General features: G+C 68.0%; 23 protein-coding genes. 9 read left to right on the forward strand and 14 right to left on the reverse strand.

Going from position 1 to position 23,209, the window contains the following annotated elements:
* Positions 1-3: 3 nt before the first annotated feature.
* Genes dprA through ruvX form a run of 6 tightly spaced genes read right to left on the reverse strand, consistent with a single transcriptional unit; the run spans position 4 to position 5,457 of the window.
* Complete coding sequence (gene dprA, locus KF910_RS02045) at positions 4-1,086, reverse strand: DNA-processing protein DprA (protein WP_292258550.1); 1,083 nt, start codon at positions 1,084-1,086, stop codon at positions 4-6.
* A complete protein-coding gene (plsY, locus tag KF910_RS02050; RefSeq protein WP_292258551.1) occupies positions 1,083-1,721 on the reverse strand; it encodes a glycerol-3-phosphate 1-O-acyltransferase PlsY in 639 nt (212 codons plus the stop codon). Before plsY ends, dprA begins: the two co-directional genes overlap by 4 nt.
* A 50-nt stretch (positions 1,722-1,771) precedes the next feature.
* Positions 1,772-3,055: a dihydroorotase gene (gene pyrC, locus KF910_RS02055; RefSeq protein ID WP_292258552.1), complete on the reverse strand. Its 1,284-nt coding sequence runs from the start codon at positions 3,053-3,055 to the stop codon at positions 1,772-1,774.
* Positions 3,055-4,032 (reverse strand): aspartate carbamoyltransferase catalytic subunit, encoded by a 978-nt coding sequence (locus KF910_RS02060; protein WP_292258553.1) that lies wholly within the window; start codon positions 4,030-4,032, stop codon positions 3,055-3,057. The genes pyrC and KF910_RS02060 overlap by 1 nt, the downstream gene beginning before the upstream one ends.
* A gap of 43 nt (positions 4,033-4,075) precedes the next feature.
* Positions 4,076-4,996, reverse strand: a complete 921-nt coding sequence (locus tag KF910_RS02065) for an AEC family transporter (protein WP_292258554.1) — start codon at positions 4,994-4,996, stop codon at positions 4,076-4,078.
* Positions 4,993-5,457, reverse strand: a complete 465-nt coding sequence (ruvX, locus tag KF910_RS02070; RefSeq protein WP_292258555.1) for a Holliday junction resolvase RuvX — start codon at positions 5,455-5,457, stop codon at positions 4,993-4,995. Before ruvX ends, KF910_RS02065 begins: the two co-directional genes overlap by 4 nt.
* A 72-nt stretch (positions 5,458-5,529) precedes the next feature.
* Between ruvX and KF910_RS02075 the strand changes: the two genes are divergently transcribed.
* The 4 genes from KF910_RS02075 to KF910_RS02090 all read left to right on the forward strand — a co-directional run bounded on the left by KF910_RS02075 (position 5,530) and on the right by KF910_RS02090 (position 8,593).
* Positions 5,530-6,048, forward strand: coding sequence for a hypothetical protein (locus tag KF910_RS02075; protein ID WP_292258556.1), 519 nt, complete (start codon positions 5,530-5,532; stop codon positions 6,046-6,048).
* Between the two features lie 90 nt (positions 6,049-6,138).
* On the forward strand, positions 6,139-6,426 hold the full coding sequence (gene gatC / locus KF910_RS02080; protein WP_292258557.1) for an Asp-tRNA(Asn)/Glu-tRNA(Gln) amidotransferase subunit GatC: 288 nt from the start codon (positions 6,139-6,141) through the stop codon (positions 6,424-6,426).
* A 174-nt stretch (positions 6,427-6,600) separates the two neighbouring features.
* Positions 6,601-8,079 carry an Asp-tRNA(Asn)/Glu-tRNA(Gln) amidotransferase subunit GatA gene (gatA, locus tag KF910_RS02085; protein ID WP_292258558.1) on the forward strand — a complete coding sequence of 493 codons (1,479 nt, stop codon included), beginning with the start codon at positions 6,601-6,603 and terminating at the stop codon, positions 8,077-8,079.
* Positions 8,080-8,221: 142 nt separating this feature from the next.
* Complete coding sequence (locus KF910_RS02090; RefSeq protein ID WP_292258559.1) at positions 8,222-8,593, forward strand: endonuclease domain-containing protein; 372 nt, start codon at positions 8,222-8,224, stop codon at positions 8,591-8,593.
* A gap of 19 nt (positions 8,594-8,612) precedes the next feature.
* On the opposite strand, the gene KF910_RS02095 is transcribed toward KF910_RS02090, so the two are convergent.
* Entirely contained in the window at positions 8,613-9,944 is a 1,332-nt protein-coding gene (locus KF910_RS02095; protein ID WP_292258560.1) for a glycoside hydrolase family 1 protein, read from the reverse strand.
* A gap of 148 nt (positions 9,945-10,092) precedes the next feature.
* Between KF910_RS02095 and gatB the strand changes: the two genes are divergently transcribed.
* The 3 genes from gatB to KF910_RS02110 all read left to right on the forward strand — a co-directional run bounded on the left by gatB (position 10,093) and on the right by KF910_RS02110 (position 12,587).
* Positions 10,093-11,598 carry an Asp-tRNA(Asn)/Glu-tRNA(Gln) amidotransferase subunit GatB gene (gene gatB / locus KF910_RS02100; RefSeq protein ID WP_292258561.1) on the forward strand — a complete coding sequence of 502 codons (1,506 nt, stop codon included), beginning with the start codon at positions 10,093-10,095 and terminating at the stop codon, positions 11,596-11,598.
* Positions 11,599-11,607: 9 nt separating this feature from the next.
* Complete coding sequence (locus KF910_RS02105) at positions 11,608-11,955, forward strand: arsenate reductase (RefSeq protein WP_292258562.1); 348 nt, start codon at positions 11,608-11,610, stop codon at positions 11,953-11,955.
* A 74-nt stretch (positions 11,956-12,029) separates the two neighbouring features.
* A complete protein-coding gene (locus KF910_RS02110) occupies positions 12,030-12,587 on the forward strand; it encodes a DUF2239 family protein (protein ID WP_292258563.1) in 558 nt (185 codons plus the stop codon).
* On the opposite strand, the gene KF910_RS02115 is transcribed toward KF910_RS02110, so the two are convergent.
* The 5 genes from KF910_RS02115 to KF910_RS02135 form a co-directional block, all read right to left on the reverse strand.
* Positions 12,564-14,243 carry a P-loop ATPase, Sll1717 family gene (locus KF910_RS02115; RefSeq protein ID WP_292258564.1) on the reverse strand — a complete coding sequence of 560 codons (1,680 nt, stop codon included), beginning with the start codon at positions 14,241-14,243 and terminating at the stop codon, positions 12,564-12,566. The two genes, KF910_RS02110 and KF910_RS02115, sit on opposite strands and share 24 nt — an antisense overlap.
* 57 nt (positions 14,244-14,300) lie before the next feature.
* A complete protein-coding gene (gene cobS, locus KF910_RS02120) occupies positions 14,301-15,320 on the reverse strand; it encodes a cobaltochelatase subunit CobS (protein ID WP_292258565.1) in 1,020 nt (339 codons plus the stop codon).
* A gap of 10 nt (positions 15,321-15,330) precedes the next feature.
* Positions 15,331-16,437 (reverse strand): FAD-dependent oxidoreductase, encoded by a 1,107-nt coding sequence (locus KF910_RS02125; protein WP_292258566.1) that lies wholly within the window; start codon positions 16,435-16,437, stop codon positions 15,331-15,333.
* A 25-nt stretch (positions 16,438-16,462) separates the two neighbouring features.
* Entirely contained in the window at positions 16,463-16,891 is a 429-nt protein-coding gene (locus tag KF910_RS02130; RefSeq protein ID WP_292258567.1) for an organic hydroperoxide resistance protein, read from the reverse strand.
* Between the two features lie 105 nt (positions 16,892-16,996).
* A complete protein-coding gene (locus KF910_RS02135; RefSeq protein WP_292258568.1) occupies positions 16,997-17,692 on the reverse strand; it encodes an IPTL-CTERM sorting domain-containing protein in 696 nt (231 codons plus the stop codon).
* 193 nt (positions 17,693-17,885) lie between these two features.
* Here KF910_RS02135 and KF910_RS02140 point away from each other — a divergent pair, with 193 nt between their 5' ends.
* Entirely contained in the window at positions 17,886-20,303 is a 2,418-nt protein-coding gene (locus tag KF910_RS02140; RefSeq protein WP_292258864.1) for a penicillin-binding protein 1A, read from the forward strand.
* Between the two features lie 222 nt (positions 20,304-20,525).
* Positions 20,526-21,648, forward strand: a protein-coding gene (gene prfB, locus KF910_RS02145; protein ID WP_292258569.1) for a peptide chain release factor 2 whose coding sequence is annotated in 2 segments (ribosomal slippage) — positions 20,526-20,594 and positions 20,596-21,648 — 1,122 coding nt in all. Because the reading frame shifts where the segments join, the coding sequence is not laid out codon by codon here.
* Between the two features lie 225 nt (positions 21,649-21,873).
* Here the strand turns inward: prfB and KF910_RS02150 are convergent.
* Both KF910_RS02150 and KF910_RS02155 read right to left on the reverse strand, forming a co-directional pair.
* Positions 21,874-22,347, reverse strand: coding sequence for an Hpt domain-containing protein (locus KF910_RS02150; RefSeq protein ID WP_292258570.1), 474 nt, complete (start codon positions 22,345-22,347; stop codon positions 21,874-21,876).
* Between the two features lie 65 nt (positions 22,348-22,412).
* Complete coding sequence (locus KF910_RS02155; RefSeq protein WP_292258571.1) at positions 22,413-23,192, reverse strand: NAD kinase; 780 nt, start codon at positions 23,190-23,192, stop codon at positions 22,413-22,415.
* Between the last annotated feature and the right edge of the window lie 17 nt (positions 23,193-23,209).

A 23,209-nucleotide genomic window follows, 5' to 3' on the forward strand; every position in this document is an offset into this window, starting at 1 on the left:
CGGCTAAAGCGAGGCCAGGCCGCCGGGCAGCAGGGTGGCGCGGCCGGCCAGGTCCAGCTCCAGCAGGGCCGCCGCGACGGTGGCGACGGGCAGGTCCAGGGCGCGGGCCAGTTCGTCGCGCGGAGTGGGGACGGGCGACAGAAGGGCGGCCACCCGGTCCAGCAGGGCGTCGGGAATCTGCCCGGGCGCGTCGCGGAACGGATCGTCGGCGGGCGGCTCGCCCAGGGATCGCAGGGTGGAGAAGGCGCGCTGGATGTCCTCCAGCCCCTCGCACAGGATGGCGCCGTTGCGGATCAGGTCGTTGGGGCCGCGCGACCGGGGGTCCAGGGGCGAGCCGGGCACGGCGAAGACGTCGCGCCCCTGTTCGGCCGCCAGCCGGGCGGTGATCAGGGAGCCGGAGCGGATCTCGGCCTCGACCACCACCACCCCGCGCGACAGGCCCGAGATGATGCGGTTGCGGCGCGGGAAGTCGCGCGCCTGGGCCCGGGCGCCCATGGGGCTTTCCGAGACGATGCAGCCCTCGGCCCGGATGCGGGCGTAGAGGGCGGCGTTGTCGGGCGGATAGACATCGTCGACGCCCCCGCCCAGGACGGCGACGGTTCCGGTGGGCAGGGATCCTTCATGGGCGGCGGCGTCGACGCCGCGGGCCAGGCCCGAGACCACGACATGGCCCGCCTGGCCCAGCTGTTGCGCCAGGCCGCGGGCGATCCTCTGGCCGCCCGCCGAGGCGATGCGGGCGCCGACGACGGCGACGGGAGAGGGACGTGACAGCAGGTCCGGGTCGCCCAGGGTCCACAGCACCGGCGGCGGCGGATCGACGGCGGCCAGCAGGGGCGGATAGGCGGCGTCGCCGACCACGATCAGCCGGGCCCCGGCCCGGTCGCCGGCCGCCATCTCGGCCTCGACGGCCTGAACCGAGGGCGGCGTCGAGGCGCCGCCGGCGCGCCGCACCAGGCCGGGCAGGGCGTCCAGCGCGCCCTGCGCCGAACCGAAGCGTTTCAGAAGCTGATCGAAGGCGACCGGGCCGATGCGTTCGGTGCGGGCCAGCCGCAGCCGGGCGAACCGCTCGGCCGGGTCCAGGCTCACGCCGTCTTCGCGCCGATGCGGGGTTCGGTCCCCTTCAGCAGGCGGGCGATATTCTGGTGGTGGCGGGCCCAGATCAGGACGGCGGCGAAGGCGGCCAGCAGGGTGATGGGCATGGCCGTCGGCAGGCCCAGGGCCGCGATCGGCAGCAGGGACAGGATGGGGGTGGCGGCCGAGGCGACCAGGGCCGACAGGGACGAGATGCGGAACAGGGCCGCGGTCACCAGCCAGATCGCCGCGGCGACAAGGCCCAGCGGCCACCAGGCGGCGATCATCAGGCCGAAGAAGGTGGCGACCCCCTTGCCGCCCTTGAAGCCCAGCCAGACGGGGAAGAGGTGCCCCAGGAAGGCGGCGCCCCCGGCGACGGCGGCGGCGAGGTCATTGGCGAACAGCCAGCGGGCGATCAGCAGGGCCGCCGCCCCCTTGCCGGCGTCCAGCAGCAGGGTGGCTAGGGCCAGGTCCTTGCGCCCGGTGCGCAGCACATTGGTGGCGCCGATATTGCCCGAGCCGATGTTGCGCACATCGCCGGCGCCGGCCGCGCGGGTCAGGATCACGCCGAAGGGGACGGAGCCCAGCAGATAGCCGCCGACCGCTGTAAGCCCCAGCGTCGTCATGGCCGGCGCGACCAGATCCTGCACCGTCAGTCCCCCCAATCCGCCCCTGAATCGTCTGGCGGTTGTGTAGCACGTCAGCCGTGGCCGAACACCTGTCGTCCGCCGACCCAGGTCGTCCTGATCCGCCCCTGCAGGCGGCGCCCGTCGAAAGGGGTGTTCTTGGACTTGGACCGCAGGGCGTCGGCGTCGATCACCACCGGGGCGGACGGATCGAACAGCACCAGATCGGCCGGGGCGCCGGGCGACAGGGCGCCCGCGTCCAGCCCCAGCAGGGCCGCCGGTCCCTGGGTCAGGGGCCGCAGCACCTCCAGCAGGTCCAGCCCGTGTTCGTGATGCAGGCTGAGGACGGCGGGCAGCAGGGTCTCAAGGCCCACGGCGCCGGGCGCGGCCTGGGCGAAGGGGCGGCGCTTGTCCTCGGCCGGGGCGGGGGCGTGGGCGGATGTGATCACGTCGATCAGGCCGTCGCGCACGGCCTCGATCAGGGCCTGCCGGTCGCTCTCGGGCCGCAGCGGCGGGTCCAGCCGACAGAAGGTGCGGTAGTCGCCGATGTCCACCTCGTTGAAGCACAGGTGGTTGATCGAGACGCTGGCGGCGACCTCCAACCCCCGCGAACGGGCGCGGGCCAGGGTCCCCAGCGCGCCCTCGGTCGAGATCTGATCGACCAGGAAGCGTACGCCGGTCTGTTCGACCAGGGCCAGGTCCCGCTCCAGCCCGATGCGCTCGGCCACCGCCGGAACGCCCGACAGGCCCAGGCGGGTGGCCAGTTCGCCCGAGGCAGCCACGGCCCCCTCGGCCAGCCACGGATCGGCGGGACGGCAGGCGATCAGGGCGTTGAAGGCGGTGGCGTAGCTCATCACCCGCATCAGGGTGCGGCTGTTGCGGATGACCCGGTCGCCGTCGGTGAAATAAAGCGCGCCCGCCTCGTCCATCAGGCCGATCTCGGCCATGCGCTCGCCGCCCAGGGCCTTGGTGGCGGCCCCGGCGGCGCGGATGTTGACCAGGCCCAGGGCCGCGCCGCGCCGCTGGATGAAGTCGATCATGGCCGGGTCGTCGATGGCCGGGTCCGTATCCGGCTGGACGACCAGTGTGGTCACCCCTCCGGCGGCGGCGGCCAGGGCGGCGGACTTCAGCGTCTCCTTCGGCTCGGCGCCCGGTTCGCCCGTGCGGACCCGGATGTCGATCAGGCCGGGCGCCAGGCACAGGCCGTCGGCGTCGAGGGTCTCGACGCCGGACGGCGCGGCGGCGGTTCCGCGCGCGACATCGGCGATGCGGCCGTCCTCGATCAGAACCGATCCGGGGCCGTCATGGTCGGAGGCCGGGTCCAGCAGGCGGGCGTTGACGATGGCGAATACGGTCATCAGGCGTCTCCCGACCGGCGTTCGGACAAGGCGGCCAGCACCGCCATGCGCGCGGCGACGCCCATTTCGACCTGGTCCTGGATCAGGGACACGGCCGGGTCGTCGGCGACGTCGGAATCGATCTCGACCCCGCGGTTCATCGGGCCGGGGTGCATGACCTTGGCGCCCGGCGCGGCCCAGGCCAGCTTTTCGCGGTCCAGGCCCCAGAAGCGGAAATATTCGCGGGTCGAGGGGGCCAGGGCGCCGTCCATCCGCTCCAGCTGCAGACGCAGCATCATGACCACGTCGGCGCCGTCCAGCCCTTCCTTCATGTCGTGGAAGACCGCCACGCCCCAGCGGTCGGCGTCGCCCGGCACCAGGGTCGGGGGCCCGATCAGCCGCACCTCGGCGCCCATCATGGTCAGAAGGGCGATGTTGGAGCGGGCCACCCGGCTGTGGGCGATGTCGCCGCAGATGGCGACCGTCAGCCCGCCCACATCCCCGAACGCCCGGCGCAGGGTCAGCAGGTCCAGCAGGGCCTGCGTTGGATGCTCGTGCCGGCCGTCGCCGGCGTTGACCACGGCGCAGCCGACCTTCTGGCTGAGCAGGGCCGCCGCGCCCGAGGCGCCGTGGCGGATGACCAGCACGTCCGGCTTCATGGCGTTCAGGGTCACGGCCGTGTCGATCAGGGTCTCGCCCTTCTTCACCGAACTGGCGGCGACCGGCATGGTCACGACGTCGGCGCCCAGCCGCTTGGCCGCGATCTCGAACGAGGAGGAGGTGCGGGTCGAGTTCTCGAAGAACAGATTGACCACGGTGCGCCCGGCCATCAGGTCCAGCGCCTTGGCCGACTGGCGGTTGAAATCCACGAAGGCCTCGGCCAGGTCCAGCAGCGCCAGGGCCGCCGGGGGATTCAGGTCGGTGGCCGACAGGAAATGATCGCGGGGGAAGGGCAGCAGCCGCTGCCGGATGGTGTCGGTGACGTCGGCCTGGGTCATCGAGACGCCGCTATAGGCCGCCGGAACGCTTCGCGCCAGCCGTTCACAGATAGCCGAACAGCCAAAGCAGCAGGGGCATGGTGACCACGGCCCCCACGGTGGTGAAGGCGACGACCGAGGCCATCAGGGGCGCGTCCCCGCCCATCTGGCGCGCCAGGACGTAGGAGGCGGCCGCCCCGGGCGTGGCCCCGGCCAGCAGAACGATGCCGAAGGCGGTGCGGTCGGCCCCCAGCAGATGGGCGAATCCGGCCATGACCAGGGGGACGACCAGCAGCTTGATCGCCGTCACCGCGCCCACGGTGACCGGCCGGCCGGCGGCGTCGCGGAAGCTGAGGCCCGCCCCGGCGACGATCAGGCCCAGGACGATGGCGGCCCCGCCCAGCATGGCGGTCGGCTGGACCAGGGGGGCGGGCATGGCCAGGCCGGTCAGGTTCAGGGCCGTGCCGATGACGCAGGACCAGACGACCGGGTTGATCCACAGGGACCGGCCCACGGCGCGCCAGCCGCCGCCCTGGCCCGCGCCCCATTTCGACAGCACCAGGACGCAGACAAGGTTGATCGAGGGCACCAGCGAGCCCAGGGCCACGGCGGCCAGGCCCACCGTCCCCTGGCCGAACACCGCCGCCGCCACGGGGATGAAGACAAAGCCGTTCCAGCGGATCACGCCCTGGAAGACGCTGGTGTAGGCCGGGCCGTCCAGGCGCAGCAGGGGCCGGACCAGGAAGGCCGCCAGGGCCAGGGTCATGGCCCCGGCCAGGGTCGCTAGGCCGACGACGCCCGCCGCCCCGCCGCTGAAGTCCGCCTGCCAGATCGCCGGGATCAGGAAGGCGGGATAGAAGACGAAATAGGTCAGCCGCTCGACCGGCTTCCAGGCGTCGCCGGTCAGGAACCCCGACGCTTTCAGCCCCCAGCCCAGGGCGATCATCAGAAAGACGGGCGCGAAGCCGTCGATCAGGGCGCTCATGCCCGCAGGCGGTCCAGGGCGCCCTGCAGGATCCAGGCGGCGGCGGTGCGATCCACCACATCGGCGCGGCGCTTGCGGCTGAGGTCCAGTTCGTCGATCAGGAAGCGTTCGACCGCCGTGGTCGACAGCCGCTCGTCCCAGAAGGCGACATTGACGGGGCGGATACGGTCCAGATTGCGGGCGAAGGCGCGGCACGACTGGGCGCGCGGCCCCTCGGTCCCGTCCATATTGACCGGCAGGCCGATGACCAGGGCGCTGGCCCCGCGCTGGTCCATCAGTTTGAACAACTGTTCGGCGTCCGGCGTGAATTTGGTCTTTCGGATCAGGACAAGGGGGCTGGCGATCAGGCGCGAGGCGTCGGAGGCCGCCACCCCGATGGTGGCCTCGCCCAGGTCCAGCCCCAGCCAGGGGGTGCCGGGCGGCGAGGCGGCGGGCAGGTCGAGAAGATCGAGAACGGGCACGGTCCTGCGGTAGGGCTGGCGCGGGAGCCTGTCCAGAGGCAGGATGGGGCGTCCTGGACGAAGGAGAGCCCCATGGCGCGTCCCCTTGTGTTCGTATGCACCCTTCTGGCCCTCAGCGCCTGCGACGGCGGGGCCGGCGACCGGCGACAGGCGGCCCTGAACCCGGCCGCCCGGTCGGCGCCCGCGCGGAGCGCGGCCCTGACCCCCGCCGGGGCGCCCCAGACCCTGGGGCCCGAGACCGACGCCATGGTCCAGACCGCCGCCTCGGTGGCCAGGCTGGACCGGCTGGAAGGACAGGAGGCCAAGCTGTTCGGCACGGCGGGCGGCGATCCGGCGATGAACGGCCTCTATACCTACGTGGCCTTCTATGTGGACGCGGGCCAGGGATGGCGGGTGTTCCGGATCGGCGACTTCCTGGATTACCGGTTGCTGCGCGCGGCGCCCGGGGTGGTCGATCTGGAGGTCGAGGAGAGCGTGATGGACCCCGAGACCACCCGTATAGGCAGCCAGAAACGACGCCTGATCCTGGCCTGGAAGACGGGCGAGGACGGGGCGGCGCCGACCGCGGTGACGGCGCAGCCGGCGGCCTGAACCCGGCGCGGCCGGGGCGACGCCTTGTGAAACCTCGGCCGGGCGGCTAATCCCGCCGTTTCTGATCATTCGCGCATATCGGAGGGCCGCATGGCCATCGACGCCGCGACGGTGAGGCGCGTCGCCCACCTCGCCCGCATCAAGACCCCTGAGGACCGGCTGGAACCGCTGGCCGCCGAGCTGAACGGCATCCTGAAATGGATCGAGCAGCTGGACGAGGTGGATGTGCAGGGCGTCGAGCCGATGACCTCGAACGTGGCCGCGCGGCTGAAGATGCGGCCGGATGTGGTGACCGACGGAGCCAAGGTGGACGCGGTCCTGTCGAACGCGCCCAAGTCCGCCGACGGCTTCTTCGTCGTGCCCAAGGTGGTCGAATGACCGCGCTCGTCTCGATCCTTCTCCCCTTGGGGGAGAAGGTGGGCGGCGGAGCTGCTCGGATGAGGGGGGCGCCGGCCTTCCGCTCGTCCTTTGCCGTTCGCATTGCTGAAACAGCCCCCTCAACCGTCTCGCTCCGCGAGCCACCTTCTCCCCCGAGGGGAGAAGGAGGATTCCATGTCTGACCTGACCCGACTGACACTGACCGAGGCCGTCGACGGCCTGAAGAAGAAGACGTTCTCATCCGAAGAGATCACCGGCGCCTTCCTGAACGCCATCGACACCGCCAACCCGGCCCTGAACGCCTATGTCCAGGTCACCGTCGACAAGGCGATGGCGATGGCCAAGGCGTCGGACGCTCGGATCGCGGCCGGGCAGGGCGGGGCGCTGGAAGGCGCGCCGCTGGGGATCAAGGACCTATTCTGCACCGAGGGGGTCCAGACGGCGGCCGGGTCCAACATGCTGCGCGGCTTTGTTCCGCCATATGAATCGACCGTCACCGCCAATCTGTGGCGCGACGGGGCGGTGATGCTGGGCAAGCTGAACATGGACGAGTTCGCCATGGGCTCGTCGAATGAAACCAGCGCCTTCGGCCCGGTGAAGAACCCGTGGAAGTCCAAGGCGTCGAACGCGGAGCTGACGCCGGGCGGATCGTCGGGCGGGTCGGCCAGCGCGGTCGCCGCCGACCTGTGCCTGGCGGCCACGGCTTCCGACACCGGCGGGTCGATCCGCCAGCCGGCGGCCTTTACGGGGACTGTGGGGATCAAGCCGACCTATGGCCGGGCCAGCCGATATGGAATGGTCGCCTTCGCCAGTTCGCTGGACCAGGCCGGGCCGATCACCAAGACCGTCGCCGACGCGGCCCTGATGCTGCGGTCGATGTGCAGCTATGACGCCAAGGATTCCACCAGCCTGGACATCGAGACGCCCGACTGGACCCGGTCGGTGGGCCAGGGGGTCAAGGGGCTGCGCATCGGGGTGCCGCGCGAATATGTGGTGGACGGCATGCCGGCCGAGATTCAGGCCCTGTGGGACCGCGGCGTCGAATGGCTGAAGGCCGCGGGCTGCGAGATCGTCGACATCAGCCTGCCGCACACCAGATACGCCCTGCCGACCTATTATATCGTGGCGCCCGCCGAGGCGTCGTCGAACCTGGCCCGCTACGACGGGATGCGGTTCGGCCACCGGGCCGAGAAGGCGTCCAGCCTGAACGACCTGTACGAAACCAGCCGGGCCGAGGGCTTCGGCAAGGAGGTCCAGCGCCGCCTGACCATCGGGGCCTATGTGCTGTCGGCGGGTTTCTATGACGCCTTCTACGTCAAGGCGCTGAAGGTGCGCCGCCGCATCGCCCAGGATTTCGACAATGTCTGGAACCAGGTGGACGCCGTGCTGACGCCGTCCACCCCGTCGGCGGCGTTTGCGCTGGGCGACACGCAGATCGACCCGGTGACCATGTATCTGAACGACGTCTTCACGGTGACGGCCAATCTGGCCGGACTGCCGGGGATTTCGGTGCCGGCCGGCCTGGATTCCGGCGGCCTGCCGCTGGGCCTTCAGGTCATCGGCAAGGCGCTGGACGAGGCGACGGTGTTCCGCGTCGGCAAGGCGCTGGAAGATGCGGCCGGGTTCACGGGCAAGCCGGAGACGTGGTGGTAGCCCTGAACCCTCTCCCATTGGGAGAGGGAGGGACCCGCGCGCATCGCGCGTGGGAGGGTGAGGGTCGCGTGTTGAACGTCGAGAGCCGACCCTCATCCGACCTGGCTCCGCCAGGCCACCTTCTCCCATTGGGAGAAGGGAAGTGAGTAGTGGAAGGGTTGAGCGCGCGAGGTCGTTGCGACGGAGGAGCGGCTTGGCGGAGCAGCGGGTGTGGAGCCTGCTGCGGGCCGGGGGAATCGATGGGCTGAAGTTCCGTCGGCAGCATCCGGTCGGCCCCTATGTCGTCGATTTCGCGTGTGATCCGCTTAGGCTGGTGATCGAGATCGATGGCGGGGTTCATGGGCGGGACGATGTCGCGCTGGAGGATCACTATCGGCAGTCGGGTATCGAAGCCCTGGGCTGGACCGTTCTGCGGTTCAGCAACACTGTCGCCCTCGAAGCGCCCAAGCGGATCACCGATGCCATCCGCGATCATTTCCGGCGGACGAAAGCCCCCTCGCTACCGGCTGGTTGAACCTGGATGGGGGCCTTCGTCAGATCAGGTTGGCGCGGGCGATGCGGCCCAGGTGAAGGGCGCTGGGGCGGGGGGTGCGTTCGAAGGTCTCGCGGTTCACCGCCGTCAGGCCGAAGGGCACGCCGTAGCCCGACGTCCATTCGAAATTGTCCAGCAGCGACCAGTAGAGGTAGCTGTGAACCGGGATGCCTTCGTCCAGGCATTGCCGCACACCGTCCAGTGCGGCGTCGATGAAGGCGATGCGGCGCGCGTCGTCGGCCACGGCCACCCCGCTTTCGGTGACATAGATCGGCTTGCCGATCTCGGCGTGGGCCCAGCGGATCGTATTGGCCAGGGCCTGCGGATAGAATTCATAGCCGGCCATCGTCATCTCGGCGCCCGGAGGCGGCGCCTGGACCCCGTCGTCGCCGACGACGAAACGGGTGTAGGTCTGGACGCCGAAGACATCGGCGTGGCTGCGCGCCACCTCGATCCAGTCGCCATACAGCCGATCCTGATAGACCCGGACCAGGTCGGGGCGGCCGGGCGACTGGATGTCCTGGGTGGTCAGGGTCAGGCCGACGGGCAGGTCGGGCCGAACCGTCTTGATGGCGTCATAGGCGAGGCGGTGGGCCTGCTGCATCAGAGGGCCGGCGATATCGGCCGGGGCGAAGGCCAGGCGAGAGAAACGCGGCGAATCCGTCGCCCGCGCCGCGGCGGCGATGGCGGCGAAGATCGCCTGACGTCCTGCCTCGGACTGGGGCATCAGGTCCACCAGAAGGCGGATGTTGGCCTCGTTGAAGGTGGTGACGATATGCATCCGGTCGCCCAGCCGCTCGACCACCTTGCGGCAATAGCGGGCGAACAGGTCCGGCGAATCCTCGACCTCGAACCCGCCGCGCTGGGCGAACCAGAGGGGGGTGGTGAAGTGGTTCAGGGTGATGACGGGCGCCAGGCCCCGCGACAGGCAGGCGTCCAGCATGCGGGCGTAGTGGTCCAGGGCGGCATTGGAGAAATGACCCTCGCTGGGTTCGATCCGCGCCCATTCCACCCCGAAGCGATGGCAGTTGAAGCCCAGGGCCTGGGCCAGGGCGAAATCCTGATCGAAGCGGTGATAGCTGTCGCAGGCGTCGCCCGACCGCTCCTTGAACATGCTGGGGGTCATGTTCTCCATCAGCCAGGCGTCGGCGTTGGTGTTGCCGCCCTCGCTCTGATAGGCCGAGATGGCCGTGCCCCACAGGAAGCCGGGCGGGGCGGGGCGTCTGTCGCGCGGCGCGGCCGAAGCCGGGGCCGCCCCGGCGATGGCCAGACCCGTGCCGCCGGCCTTCAGCAGACCTCTGCGGCCGATCTTTCCCGGATGCCGATCGCTCATGGCCGTTCCCTCCGTTCCCGAAGGCAGGATGGGGGGCGGATGGCGTGGTGGTCAATGCTCACTATGCGGTGAGTTAATGTGTCAGGCTGTGTATTTTTGCGGCGTAGAGGCCCTCCCGCTTCGGGGCGACAGCGGCTATGTGATCCGCATGACCGATACGACCGTCGCCAATCCGAACACCATCCAGGGCCGCACCGGCGCCTGGGAGATCGTCATGGGGCTGGAGATCCACGCCCAGGTGGCGTCGAAGGCCAAGCTGTTTTCCGGGGCCGCCGTCGGCTTTGGCGCCGGGCCGAACGAGCAGGTATCGCTGGTCGATGCGGGCTTTCCCGGCATGCTGCCGACGCTGAACGAATTCTGCGTCGAACAGGCGGTTCGCACCGGCCTGGGCCTGAGGGCCCGGATCAACCGGATCAGCCAGTTCGACCGCAAGAACTATTTCTATCCCGACCTGCCCACCGGCTATCAGATCAGCCAGCTGTATCACCCCATCGTCGGTGAGGGCGTGGTGGAGGTCGAGCGGGACGACGGCAGTTTCTTCAATGTCGGCATCGAGCGGCTGCACCTGGAACAGGATGCGGGCAAGCTGATTCACGACCTTTCGCCGACCGAGAGCTATGTCGATCTGAACCGGGCCGGCACGGCCCTGATGGAGATCGTGTCCAAGCCCGATCTGCGCACGCCGGACGAAGCGGTGGCCTATGTGAAGAAGATCAGGACCATCTTGATCTATCTGGGCACCTGCGACGGGGACATGGAGAAAGGCAATCTGCGCGCCGATGTGAACGTGTCGGTGTGCCGCGCGGGCGGCTATGACAAGTTCAAGGCGACCGGCGACTTCAGCCACCTGGGCACGCGCTGCGAGATCAAGAACGTCAACTCGTTCCGCTTCATCCACCAGGCCATCAACTATGAGGCCCGCCGCCAGATCGAGATCCTGGAGGACGGCGGCAAGATCGACCAGGAGACGCGCCTGTACGACGCCAACGCCGGGGAGACGCGCTCGATGCGGTCCAAGGAAGAGGCGATGGACTACCGCTACTTCCCCGACCCGGACCTGCTGCCGCTGGAGCTGGAACAGGCGTGGATCGACGAGATCGCGGCTTCGCTGCCTGAATTGCCCGACGACAAGCGGCGCCGGTTCATGGCCGACTATGGCCTGTCGCAATACGATGCCGGGGTGCTGATCTCGGAACAGGCCAAGGCCGACTATTTCGAGGCGGCGGCGAAGGGCCGCGACGCCAAGCTGGTGGCCAACTGGGTCACGAACGAGGTGTCGGCGCGCCTGGCGGCGGACGGCCGCGACTTTGACGACAACCCCTTGCCGGCCGCCCATGTGGCCCAGCTGGTCGAACTGATCGAGACCGACATCATCTCGTCCAAGATCGCCAAGGAAGTGTTTGATCACGTCTGGAACGGCGAGGGTTCGCCCGCCGAAGTGGTGGAAAAGCACGGCCTGAAACAGGTCACCGACACCGGCGCCATCGAAAAGGCGGTGGACGAGATCATCGCCGCCAACCCCGACAAGGCCGAGGCCGTGAAGGACAAGCCCCAGGCCCTGGGCTGGTTCGTCGGCCAGGTGATGAAGGCCACCGGCGGCAAGGCCAACCCGGCCGCCGTCAACGACATACTGAAGGCCAAGCTGGGCGTCTGAGGCGGGCGGATGATCACCCTTTACGGCATCCCCAACTGCGACACGGTGAAGAAGGCCCGGACCTGGCTGGACCAGCACGGGGTGGCCCACGCCTTCCACGACTACAAGAAGGCGGGGATCGAGCGCGGGCGGCTTGAGGCCTGGGTCGTCGAACTGGGGTGGGAGACGGTGCTGAACCGGGCCGGCACGACCTTCCGCGCCCTGCCCGAGGCCGACAAGGCGGGGCTGGACGCCGAGCGGGCGGTGGCGCTGATGCTGGCCCAGCCGTCGATGATCAAACGGCCGATCCTGGACCTGGGCGACCGGCGGGTGGCGGGGTTCAAGCCCGAGATCTACGCCGGTCTGGGTCTGGGCTGAAGAATTTACCCGGACAATATTGACGGGCTTATTTCGTCCGGGTAAATCCGCGTCTCATTCCGAGGAGACGCCCGATGACGCCCGCCCCCGACCTGTATTGCCTGGCCTTCGACGGTCACGACCTGATCGCCAAGGGGACGCCGCGCGAGTTGCTGCCCGCCGTCAAGGCGGCGACGGAGGCGGGCGGATCGGTTCTGGTGTTCGACCGGGCGACGGGGCGGACGGTGGAGTTCGACCTGCGCGGCGATCTGGAGACAGCCCTGGCGCGCCTGCCCGAGGCGGCGCCAGAGGCGAAACGCGGGCCGGGGCGGCCGAAACTGGGGGTGACGGCGCGGGAGGTGACCTTGCTGCCCCGCCACTGGGACTGGCTGTCCGACCAGCCGGGCGGGGCGTCGGTGGCGCTGAGGAAACTGGTCGAGGCCGCGATGCGCGAGGCCGAGGGGCCGGACCGGGCGCGGAAGACGCGGGACGCGGCCTATCGTTTCATGACGGCGCTGGCGGGGGACCTGCCGGGCTATGAGGAGGCGGTGCGGGCGCTGTTCGCGGGGGATGAGAAGGGGCTGGAGAGTGCGGTGGCGGGGTGGCCTAGTGATATTTCCGGCCAAGTTCTAGGCGTTCACGTTGACCCCTAGGGCGTTGGCCAGCATGGGATGAATGACTACGACCGTTTCCAAGTCGATGGCAGTCTCAGACATTCCTCCAAATTGATTTCCTGCCCAAACCACATGATTGGCCGGTGGAAAAATGAATCCCACAGCGCCGACAGCGAACAGAGCGTAAAGAAGCTTCTGAAGTTGAGCTGAAGCCTCATAAGCGGCCGACACGTCACCTTTAGCGTTCACTAGCTTGACCATTGATGCAGAGACCGGGTCCTTTGAGGCATCTTTGCCAAAATATTTCAGAAGCTGCTTATTGATTTGATGTATTGAAATGTCCTTGAACTGAGTGCGCGACTTCCAACCGGACACGAAATCAAGATGATCTTTGAGGTCAGGGTAAACGTCATTCCACTCCTCAAGAATGGACAGGCGTCGAGACGCTGAGTAATTCCTATACGCGTCTTGAACGAGGATCGGCGTCATCTCTGTCCGTCCAGACGCTGATTTGAAGCATTCATTCACAAATAAGATCGCATCTCGGGGCCTTTTCAGCGTTTTCTCTAGAATGTAGTCCAGCGTTACCTTTTGCCGTACCTCGCGCGGAAAAATGTCGTAAAATTCGAGCTTTGCGCGCGTGTATTTGCTCTTTAGAGCGTGGTTGATGCGAAGATCGATAAGCTGCTTTAGCTCCTGATCCGTCCACGATAGGCGGAGGAAAAAGTCTTCAAGTTTCTCCAGTTGTAGGCCGGCGTCACGCGTTGTCTCGACCACACTTTCGAGCAGGTCCACGCGCATAGCGACGACGATCTTGAGCTGCCTTATAGGTCTGAACCGGCGTATGGATTCGATAAGGGCGCGGATCAGACGGTGACGCACCTCTGTATCGGCCCACTCCGTATCGAGGTCGTCGATGACAATAAAATACTTCGCGCCATGGTTCCCTTCATCCATTTCCGCTAGTGCAGAGACGACGTTCTGCAACGCTGCCATATGGATGTTGTTTATGAATGTCTTCGCGTTGTTGACGACCTCGACGCGCTGTGACTCTGTGAGGCTTCGCGCCCCTTTTGCGCCAGCCTTAATTATGTCGGAAGAAATATTTAAATCTGTGGTTATTTGTCGTTCTAATTTTTGATCAATTTCCTTGAGCCTAACCTCGGTCGTTTGCCAAAATTCTACGCCGCCGAATTCTCGAAAATAGTCGTATGCTAGACGCTTCACGTCATTAGCGGGAAAGTAGTTCGTTATCTGCGTCCATACATTATTGGCGTCTTTTTCGCTCTTAATATTAAAGCGAATTCTTATGTACTCTACACAGAGGACGTGCTTCCACAGCGCCTGAAAAAGCGGATCAAGCTTTACGCCCAGCTCGGATACAAATTCTAGGGCGCTGGAGTTGCAGATATACTTGATAGAAAAGAGCGACGGGTCGATGCGTGAAACACGCTTATTCCGTGACTCGATCTGAGAAAGCAGGGCGCTTTTCCCAGCTCCGACGCGCCCGAGGACGATGGATGCGTTGCTGTCTGTGTCGATCAGCTGCTCAAGGGCGCCCGTATCGACGAAGCATGCATCTAACAGCTGCTGGTCAGCTTCGGCTGAAGCTTTACCAATGCTCCAGTCCTGCTTGAATGCGACCTTGACGGCCTTACCGGCCTTGGAGCTACCGCGCTTTTTATTGCTTGCCATACCGAAGCCTCCCCGGTGGCGAGACTTCTTTAGGTTGTCGGCGAAGTCAAATGCCTCTTACCCCACCTTCACCCGCGTCGCCGCCTCGGGCAGGTCTTCGCCGAACGCCCGCTGATAGAACTCCGCGATGGTCGGGCGTTCCAGCTCGTCGCATTTGTTCAGGAAGGTCAGGCGGAAGGCCAGGGCCAGGTCGCCGTTGAAGATGGTGGCGTTCTGGGCCCAGGTGATGACGGTGCGGGGCGACATGACGGTCGAGATGTCGCCGTTCATGAAGGCGTTGCGGGTCATGTCGGCGACGCGGACCATGGCGGCGATGGCGCGCTTGCCGTCGGCGGTGTTCCACTCGGGCGCCTTGGCCGTGACGATCTCGGCCTCCACGTCGTGGTCGAGGTAGTTCAGGGTGGTGACGATGGACCAGCGGTCCATCTGGCCCTGATTGATCTGTTGCGTGCCGTGATACAGGCCCGAGGTGTCGCCCAGGCCGATGGTGTTGGTGGTCGAGAACAGGCGGAAGAACCGGTTGGGCCGGATCACCCGGTTCTGGTCCAGCAGGGTCAGGCGCCCTTGAGCCTCCAGCACGCGCTGGATCACGAACATCACGTCGGGGCGGCCGGCGTCGTATTCGTCGAACACCAGGGCGATCGGCCGCTGGATGGCCCAGGGCAGGATGCCTTCGCGGAACTCGGTGATCTGTTTGCCGTCCTTCAGGACGATGGCGTCCTTGCCCACCAGGTCGATGCGCGACACGTGGCTGTCCAGGTTCACGCGCACCAGGGGCCAGTTCAAGCGGGCGGCCACCTGTTCGATATGGGTCGACTTGCCGGTGCCGTGATAGCCCTGGACCATCACCCGGCGGTCGTGGGCGAAGCCGGCGCAGATGGCCAGGGTGGTCTGGGGATCGAAGCGATAGGCCTCGTCCATCTCGGGCACATGGCTGTCGCGCTCGGCGAAGACCGGCACGGTCATGTCGCTGTCGATGCCGAACACCTCGCGCACCGTCGCCTGGCGGGCGGGTTCCAGGGTCAGCAGCGGATCGGGCGTGGCCCCTAAAGGCGAATTGGGGAGCGGGGAGGTCATGGAGGCGGGATTAGCGCACCCTCACAGGGTGGTCGAGGCCCATGCCCACCTTCAGCGCCCGGTTGACGACAAAGGGCAGGCGCGCGGCCAGGGGCAGCATCAGGCGGCGGCCCAGGTCGGCGGCGGGCGACGTATCGCGCACCAGGCTGGTCAGAGCGCGGACATTGCGGACCACGGCCGCATCGACGGTGTGGCGCAGGCGGCCGTAGTCGTCCAGCCGGCCGGCCTGGCCGTTCAGGGCGTCGGCGGCGCAGGCGGCGAAGACGAAGGCGTCCTCGATCCCCAGGTTCATGCCCCGTGCGCCGATGGGGGAATGGATATGGGCGGCGTCTCCGCCCAGGCAGACGCGGCCGACGCTCATCCTCTCGACCATGCGGTGCGAGATGCGGAAGTCGGAGCGCCAGTGGACGGTTCCGGCGGTCCAGCCGTCGGGCAGGCGGTCCAAAAGGTCTGGACCTGGACCGATCAGGCGGAAGGTGGAGCCGGAGAAGGGCAGGCAGACGAAAGGCCCCCAAGGGCGCAGGTCGATCCAGCCCCGGTCGGGCGGAGGGCCGGTCAGATCGACATCGAGCAAATGCCAGGGTTCCTCCCAGGCGTCGCCGGGGAAGTCCAGGCCCAGCGTCTTGCGGACGGGGGAGTGGGCGCCGTCGGCGGCGAACAGGATGGGGACGCTCAGGTCTGATCCGTCGCTGAGGCGGGCGGTGACGGCGTCGGGGGTCTGGGTCAGGCCCTGGACGGCGACGCCGCGCCGGACCGTGACGCCCCGCTCGGCCAGGGCGGCGGTCAGCAGGGCCTCGGTCCGGGCCTGGGGCAGGATGACCATGGGATGGTCGGCGCCCAGAGCGGGCCAGTCCAGGCTGATTTCGGCCAGGGAACGGCCGCGCCGGTGGATCGACAGGCCGCGCATGGCTTGCGCCTCGGCCAGGATGGCGGCGGTGACGCCGGTGTCGTCCAGCAAGGCCAGGGTGCGCGGATTGACGCCCAGGGCCTTTGAGGTGGCGATGGGCTGCGCCAGCGGATCGACGATGCGGACCGGCACGCCCTGCCGCGTCAGGAACAGGGCGGCGGCCAGGCCCGTGGGCCCGGCGCCGGCGATCAGGACCTGAGGGTCGGCCATGGCGTCCTCCGATACGGAGGGGAGGCTATTGCGCGCTCAGGGCCACGTCCACATTGCCGCGCGTGGCGTTCGAATAGGGGCAGACGGCGTGGGCCTTCTGGATCAGGTCGTCGATGACGGACTGCTCAAGCCCGTGGTCGGTGACCTTCAGCGCGATGTCCAGGTTGAAGCCCTCGCCGCGCGTGTTCTTGCCGAAGCCGACCGTGGAGTGGACGCGGGTTTCGGCCGCGACGGGCTTTCCGGCCTTGCCCGACACCAGCCGCAGGGCGCCCAGGTAGCAGGCGGCGTAACCGGTGGCGAACAGCTGTTCCGGATTGGTCCCGTCGCCACCCTTGCCGCCCATTTCGGCGGGGGTGGACAGTTTCACGTCGATCTTGCCGTCGTCGGTGGCCGAACGGCCGTCTTCACGGCCGCCGCCGGATGCCGTGGCGTGGGCGCGGTACAGGACTTCCATGGGGCGTCTCCTTTGGATCAGGCCCATGAATCTAGGCGCCGGAGACGCGACGCCAAGGGCAGGCGTGCAAACGTCCGATCAACGTGAGACGAGACGGATGGTGGATCAGGCCGTCCGACGCTGCTGGATCACAACCGCCGCGCCGCCCGCCAGCAGCAGGGCAAACAGGATCATCGCCCATTCCGAAAGAGTGGGGACGGTGGGTGTCGGAGTGACGAGGGAGAAGGTGGTCGGAGTGGAGGCGCCCCCGATGCTGGTCCCCGCGTCGATGAAGATGTTGCCACAGGCGCCCGGGCCCGACACAGCAGCCGGGGCGAAACGAGCCAGGCATACGGCGTTGGCGTAGGCGTTGCCGGAGCTAGGCGTGAATGCAACATAGCTCCACCGCGAGTTGGCGTCGGCGGGATCGCCGACGGGGTAGGGCGGGCCGGGCGTGCGCTCCAGCAGGATCGAGTAGTTCGTCAGGGTTCCGCCGGCGTCAGTGGTGACAAGAGCCTGGTATATCGCGGCGTTCGGGCCGGGGCCGACGGTCGAGGTGACGCCGTTGCTGAAGCTGTAGGCCGTGATCTGGGCCGAGACGTCGACGTTCGTCAGGTTCGGCGCCAGAGGGGCGGCGAAGGTGATCGAGGCGTTGGCGCGATCCGCAGCCGTGAAGGTGGCGCATTCACCGACCACGCAGGCCCCGCCGTTTATGATGGAGTTATAAAGGCCGCCCTGGAAATTATAGGTCACCTGGGCCGATACGGAACCGGCGGCGCTCAGCAGGCCGAGCGCCATGGCGCCACCAACGAGAAATCGCATGTTTAAACCCCTCTTTGCCAAAAAACCTAACGGCGCGGGCGCGATACCGCAACGCCGTTCGGCCAGATGGAGGGGTCGGCGGACCCCGGCGGCGGTTCGGACGCCGTCTTGCGTCGATCCCCTAGCCGCGCCCGGCGACGCGGGCTAAAGCGGAGACAGGAGCGCGCGGCGCGGAGTCTGTTTCTTGGTCAAGATCGGCGTCAAGGTCGCGGAGCGCTGGTTCGTGCTGGCGGGGATCGTCCTGCTGGGCGGGATCGCCCTGGCGGGTCTGATCGTGGCCGTCTATGCGGCCTGGCTGTTCCACGACATGCCGGACGCGAACGAACTGGCCGACTATCGGCCGCCGACGGCGACGCGGGTCTATGCCGGCGACGGCACCCTGATCGGCGAATTCTCGGACGAGCGGCGCATCTATGTGCCCTATGAGCAGATCCCCACCCCGGTGGTGCAGGCCTTCCTGGCGGCCGAGGACAGCAACTTCTTCCAGCACGGCGGGATCGACGTCTCGGGCATCGGCCGGGCCATGTTCAAGAACGTCTTCAACGCCGTGTCCGGCCGGCGGCTGGAAGGCGGATCGACCATCACCCAGCAGGTGGCCAAGAACGTCCTGCTGACCAGCGAGAGCAGCCTGAACCGCAAGCTGAAGGAAGCCATCCTGTCCAGCCGCCTGGAGGGGGTGCTGACCAAGGAGCAGATCCTCGAACTGTATCTGAACGAGATCTTCCTGGGCTATCGGTCGTATGGGGTGGCCTCGGCCGCCTACAACTATTTCGGCAAGAGCCTGAGCCAGCTGACGCCGGATGAGGCGGCCTTCCTGGCGGCCCTGCCCAAGGGGCCGAACAACTATCATCCCAAGCGGCATCCGGCGGCGGCCAAGGGGCGGCGCGACTGGGTGCTGGGGGAAATGGCCCAGAACGGCTGGCTGACCGCCGCCCAGCTGGAGGAGGCGCGGGCCCGGCCGCTGCGGACCAATGATGCGCCCCAGAGGGCGGCCTATCGCGACGCGGACTTCTTCGTGGAGGAGGCGCGTCGGCGCGCCATCGCCCTGTTCGGCAAGGAGGACGTGAACGGCGGCGGCTATTACATGCGCACGACCCTGGACCCGACGCTGCAGTCGGCCGCGCGTGACGCCCTGATGAAGGGGCTGGAAAACTATGATCGCCGCCACGGCTGGCGCGGCGCCTGGGGGACGACCGATTTCGCGCCCGGCTGGCAGCAGGCGGCGCTGAGGCGCACGGTGCCGGCCGAGCGACGCAGCTGGCAGGCGGCGGCGGTCGAGAGCGTGGCGGGCAATGCGGTGCGGGTGCGGATCGCCCGCGACGACAGCAGCGGCAGCCTGGTCGTTTCGGACGCGGCCTGGGCCAACGCCAACCGGCCGCTGAAACGCGGCGACCTGATCTTCGTCGAACCCCAGAACGGGCAGTACGCCCTGCGCCAGGTGCCGGCGGTGAACGGCGCCCTGGTGGCCATCGATCCGCAGTCGGGCCGGGTGCTGGCCATGGTCGGTGGCTATTCCTACGCCCTCAGCAGCTTCAACCGCGCGACCCAGGCGCGACGTCAGCCGGGCTCGGCCTTCAAGCCTTTTGTCTATGCGACGGCCCTTGAGGGCGACTTCACTCCCGCCTCGATCGTGCTGGACGCGCCCATCAGCTTCGCCGGGGGCCCGAACGGAACCCGCTGGACCCCCGAGAACTACAGCCGCCAGTATTACGGGCCGCAGACCCTGCGCCGGGGGCTGGAGCTGTCGCGCAACGTCATGACCGTGCGCCTGGCCCAGCAGGTGGGCATGACCAAGGTCGTCGACCTGGCCAGGCGTATGGGGGTGTCGGAGCGGCTGCAGCCGAACCTGTCGGTGTCCCTGGGGGCGGGGGAGACGACGCCCTATGACCTGACCGCCGCCTATTCGGCCTTCGTCAACGGCGGGCGGCGGATCGAGCCCTATCTGATCGAGATGGTCCAGGACAGGAACGGCGAGACCATCTATCGCGCCGACCGTCGCCAATGCCGCGACTGCGGGCGCGGCTTCTCGGGCCAGGAATCGCCGCGGCTGCAGGATCGCGGAACCCAGGTGATCGATCCGATCACCGCCTATCAGATCAGTTCGATGCTGGAAGGCGTGGTCCAGCGCGGCACGGCGGCCAGCGCGCGGGGCCTGGGCCGCTGGGTCGGGGGCAAGACCGGCACGACCAACGAATACCGTTCGGCCTGGTTCGTGGGCTTCACCACCGACATCGTGGTGGGGGTGTTCATCGGCTTCGACGACAATCGCTCGCTGGGATCGGGCGAGGCGGGCGCCTCGGCCGCCGTGCCGGTGTTCACCAGCTTCATGACCGAGGCCCTGAAACATCGGCCGGCGCGGCCCTTCGTGCGGCCCAGGAACGCCATCTTCCGCACGGTCAACGGCATAGAGGAGGCCTTCCGTCCGGGCACCGAACGCGCCGTGCAGGAAATCCCGCGCGAGGAGTTCACCGAGGGGCCGCAGGCCTATCTGGACGTGCTGCGCCGGGAATCGGAACAGCGCACCCCGCCGCCGGTGACCGCCCCGCCGGTCGCGGCTCCGCCCCCGCCGACCCGCAAGGAGCCGGCGGAGGATCTGAGCGGGCTTTACTGATCACTCCATCCCTCTCCCGGCGGGAGAGGGCTTGAGCGCACGGCGGCGTAGCCGTCGTTCTGGCGCGAAAGGGTGAGGGGTTGCGGAGCGCAATTTTAGCACGGACGCCCTCACCCTCCCACCGCTTCGCGGCGGGTCCGTCCCTCTCCCCTCGGGAGAGGGTTTGTTTTTCCGGCGGCGCGCTCTATGTCGCCTGCTCACCTTGTGTCGCTGGAGTTTGCGATGAGACCGGATGTCGAGGCCATGAAGGCCGACATCGAGCAGAGCGTGGCTCTGCTCAGGAGGCGTCTTTGACTGGGATGTCGCCGTCAGAAAACTGGATGAGCTGAACGCCCGGGTCGAGGATCCGACCCTGTGGGACAATCCCGACCAGGCCCAGGCCGTCAGTCGCGAACGCTCGCGCCTGGAGGCCCAGATCACCGCCGTCAAGGAGATGGAGCGGGGGCTGGAGGACGGCGTCATGCTGGCCGAAATGGCCGACGAGGAGGGCGACGAGGCCACGCTGGACGAGGCGCGCGAGAGTCTGAAATCGATCAAGGACCGCGCCGCCCGCGCCGAGCTGGAGGCCCTGCTGTCGGGCGAGGCGGACGGCAACGACGCCTATCTGGAGGTCAACTCCGGCGCCGGGGGCACCGAGTCTAACGACTGGGCCGGGATGCTGCTGCGGATGTACACCCGCTGGGCCCGCGCCCACGGCTATGAGGTCGAGGTCGAGGCCGAGGAGGCCGGCGAACAGGCGGGCATCAAGTCGGCGACCCTCTTGATCACCGGCCCGAACGCCTATGGCTGGCTGAAGTCGGAATCGGGCGTGCATCGGCTGGTGCGGATCAGCCCCTATGACGCGGCGGCCAAGCGGCACACCAGCTTCGCCTCGGTCGGGGTGTCGCCGGTGGTGGACGACACCATCGAGATCGACATCAATCCGGCCGACGTCCGCACCGACACCTACCGCGCCTCGGGCTCGGGCGGCCAGCACGTCAACAAGACGGATTCCGCGGTGCGCCTGACGCACATCCCGACCAACACCGTGGTGGCCTGCCAGGCGGGCCGGTCCCAGCACCAGAACCGCGACCAGGCGTGGAAGATGCTGCGCGCCCGCCTGTACGAACTGGAGTTGCAGAAGCGCGAGGCGGCGGCCCAGGCCCTGGCCGACGCCAAGACCGACATCGGCTGGGGCCACCAGATCCGATCCTATGTGCTGCAGCCGTACCAGATGGTGAAGGACCTGCGGACCGAGGTGGAGACCAGCGACACCCAGGGGGTGCTGGACGGCGACCTGGACGCCTTCATGGGCGCGGCCCTGGCGGCGCGGGTCGGCGACCAGAGAGGCTCGACGGTCGACTGATCCCGAAGCGTCGCCCCGCGTCCAAGACGTGGACTCAAATCCGAGCCCATTTCATAAAGGCTTTTGACACTCCGTCACCCTCGGGCTTGTCCCGAGGGCCCATCCCTGCGTCGTCCTCGAACGCGGATGACCCTCGCCAACGGCTGGAACAGCCGTATGTCCGGCCTGAAGCCGCCATGGGCCCTCGGGACAAGCCCGAGGGTGACGAGATTAGAGGGTCACACCCTAACCCAGGTGTTCGGCGACGCGGGCTTCCAGGGTCTCGGCCAGGATGCGCCCCGTGGGGTGATCCTCGGTCTGGATGCCGTCGCGGACCACGGCGCGGATGGCGTCGATGTGGGCGTCCAGGATCATCGGCGGCGCGGCCAGACGCTTCTCGGGATTGTCCAGCATCTTGCACAGCGACCCGGCCAGGCGGGTGACCAGGGGGAATTGGTAGGTGGCGCCCAGGCCCTTCAGGTCGTGGGCGCGGAAATAGAGGGCCTCGGCCGTCTCGGGCGTATAGCCCTTGTCGCGGATGTCGGCCTGGGCCTGGTCCAGCTTGGTGATCTCGTCCTGAAGCCACTGGCCGAACTGGGCCGACATGGCCTTCAGCGCCTCTTCGGCGCGGGCGATGGCGCCGGCGTCGATGCCGAAACCGCCGCCGACCTTGGCCTTCAGCGCATTGGGGGGACGGATGACCTGGGCGGGGTTGCTCACGGCTCTGGCTCCACTTCTACGCGAGGAGCCTAGGACGGCGGCGTTAAAAACCCGTCACTGGCGTTTCAGGAGGCGAACTGTTCGGCCAGGACCCGTTCCTCGAACGAGCGGTTGGCGTCGAACAGCATGGTCAGGGCCAGGTCGCGCCGTTCGTGCACTTCGACGCGGGCCACATGGCGCACCTCATAGCTGTCGGCGGTGGCGCTGACCGGCCGCTTGTCGCCGTCCAGCACCTCGAAACGCACCCGGGCGGTGTGCGACAGCAGGGCGCCGCGCCAGCGCCGGGGCCGAAAGGCGCTGATCGGCGTCAGGGCCAGCATCCGGGCGTCCAGCGGGATGATGGGGCCGTGGGCCGACAGATTGTAGGCGGTCGATCCGGCCGGGGTCGCCACCAGGCAGCCGTCGCAGGCCAGTTCCTCCATGCGGACGCGGTCGTCCACGGTGATCCGCAGCTTGGCGCTCTGACGAGTCTGGCGCAGCAGGGAGACCTCGTTGATGGCCAGGGCGGAATGGGCCTCGCCCGCCTGGGTCATGGCGTCCATCTGCAGCGGGTGGATGCGGGTCGGCTGGGCCGCCGCGATCCGGCCGGGCAGGTCGTCCTCGTCATAGTCGTTCATCAGGAAGCCGACAGAGCCGCGGTTCATGCCGAATACGGGCGCCTGGCGGCCCAGGACGGCGTGCAGGGTCTCCAGCATGAAGCCGTCGCCGCCCAGGGCGACGATCACCTGGGCCTGATCGACGGGAACAGAGCCGTAGCGTTCGTCCAGCCGGCGGCGCGCCGCCTGGGCTTCGGGGCGGTCGCTGGCGACGAAGGCCAGGGAGGAGGGGGCGGGAGGCGAAGACACCCCGGAAAGGGAGCCGA

Source organism: Brevundimonas sp., from assembly GCF_019636155.1.
In the GTDB taxonomy this organism is placed as follows: Bacteria; Pseudomonadota; Alphaproteobacteria; order Caulobacterales; family Caulobacteraceae; genus Brevundimonas.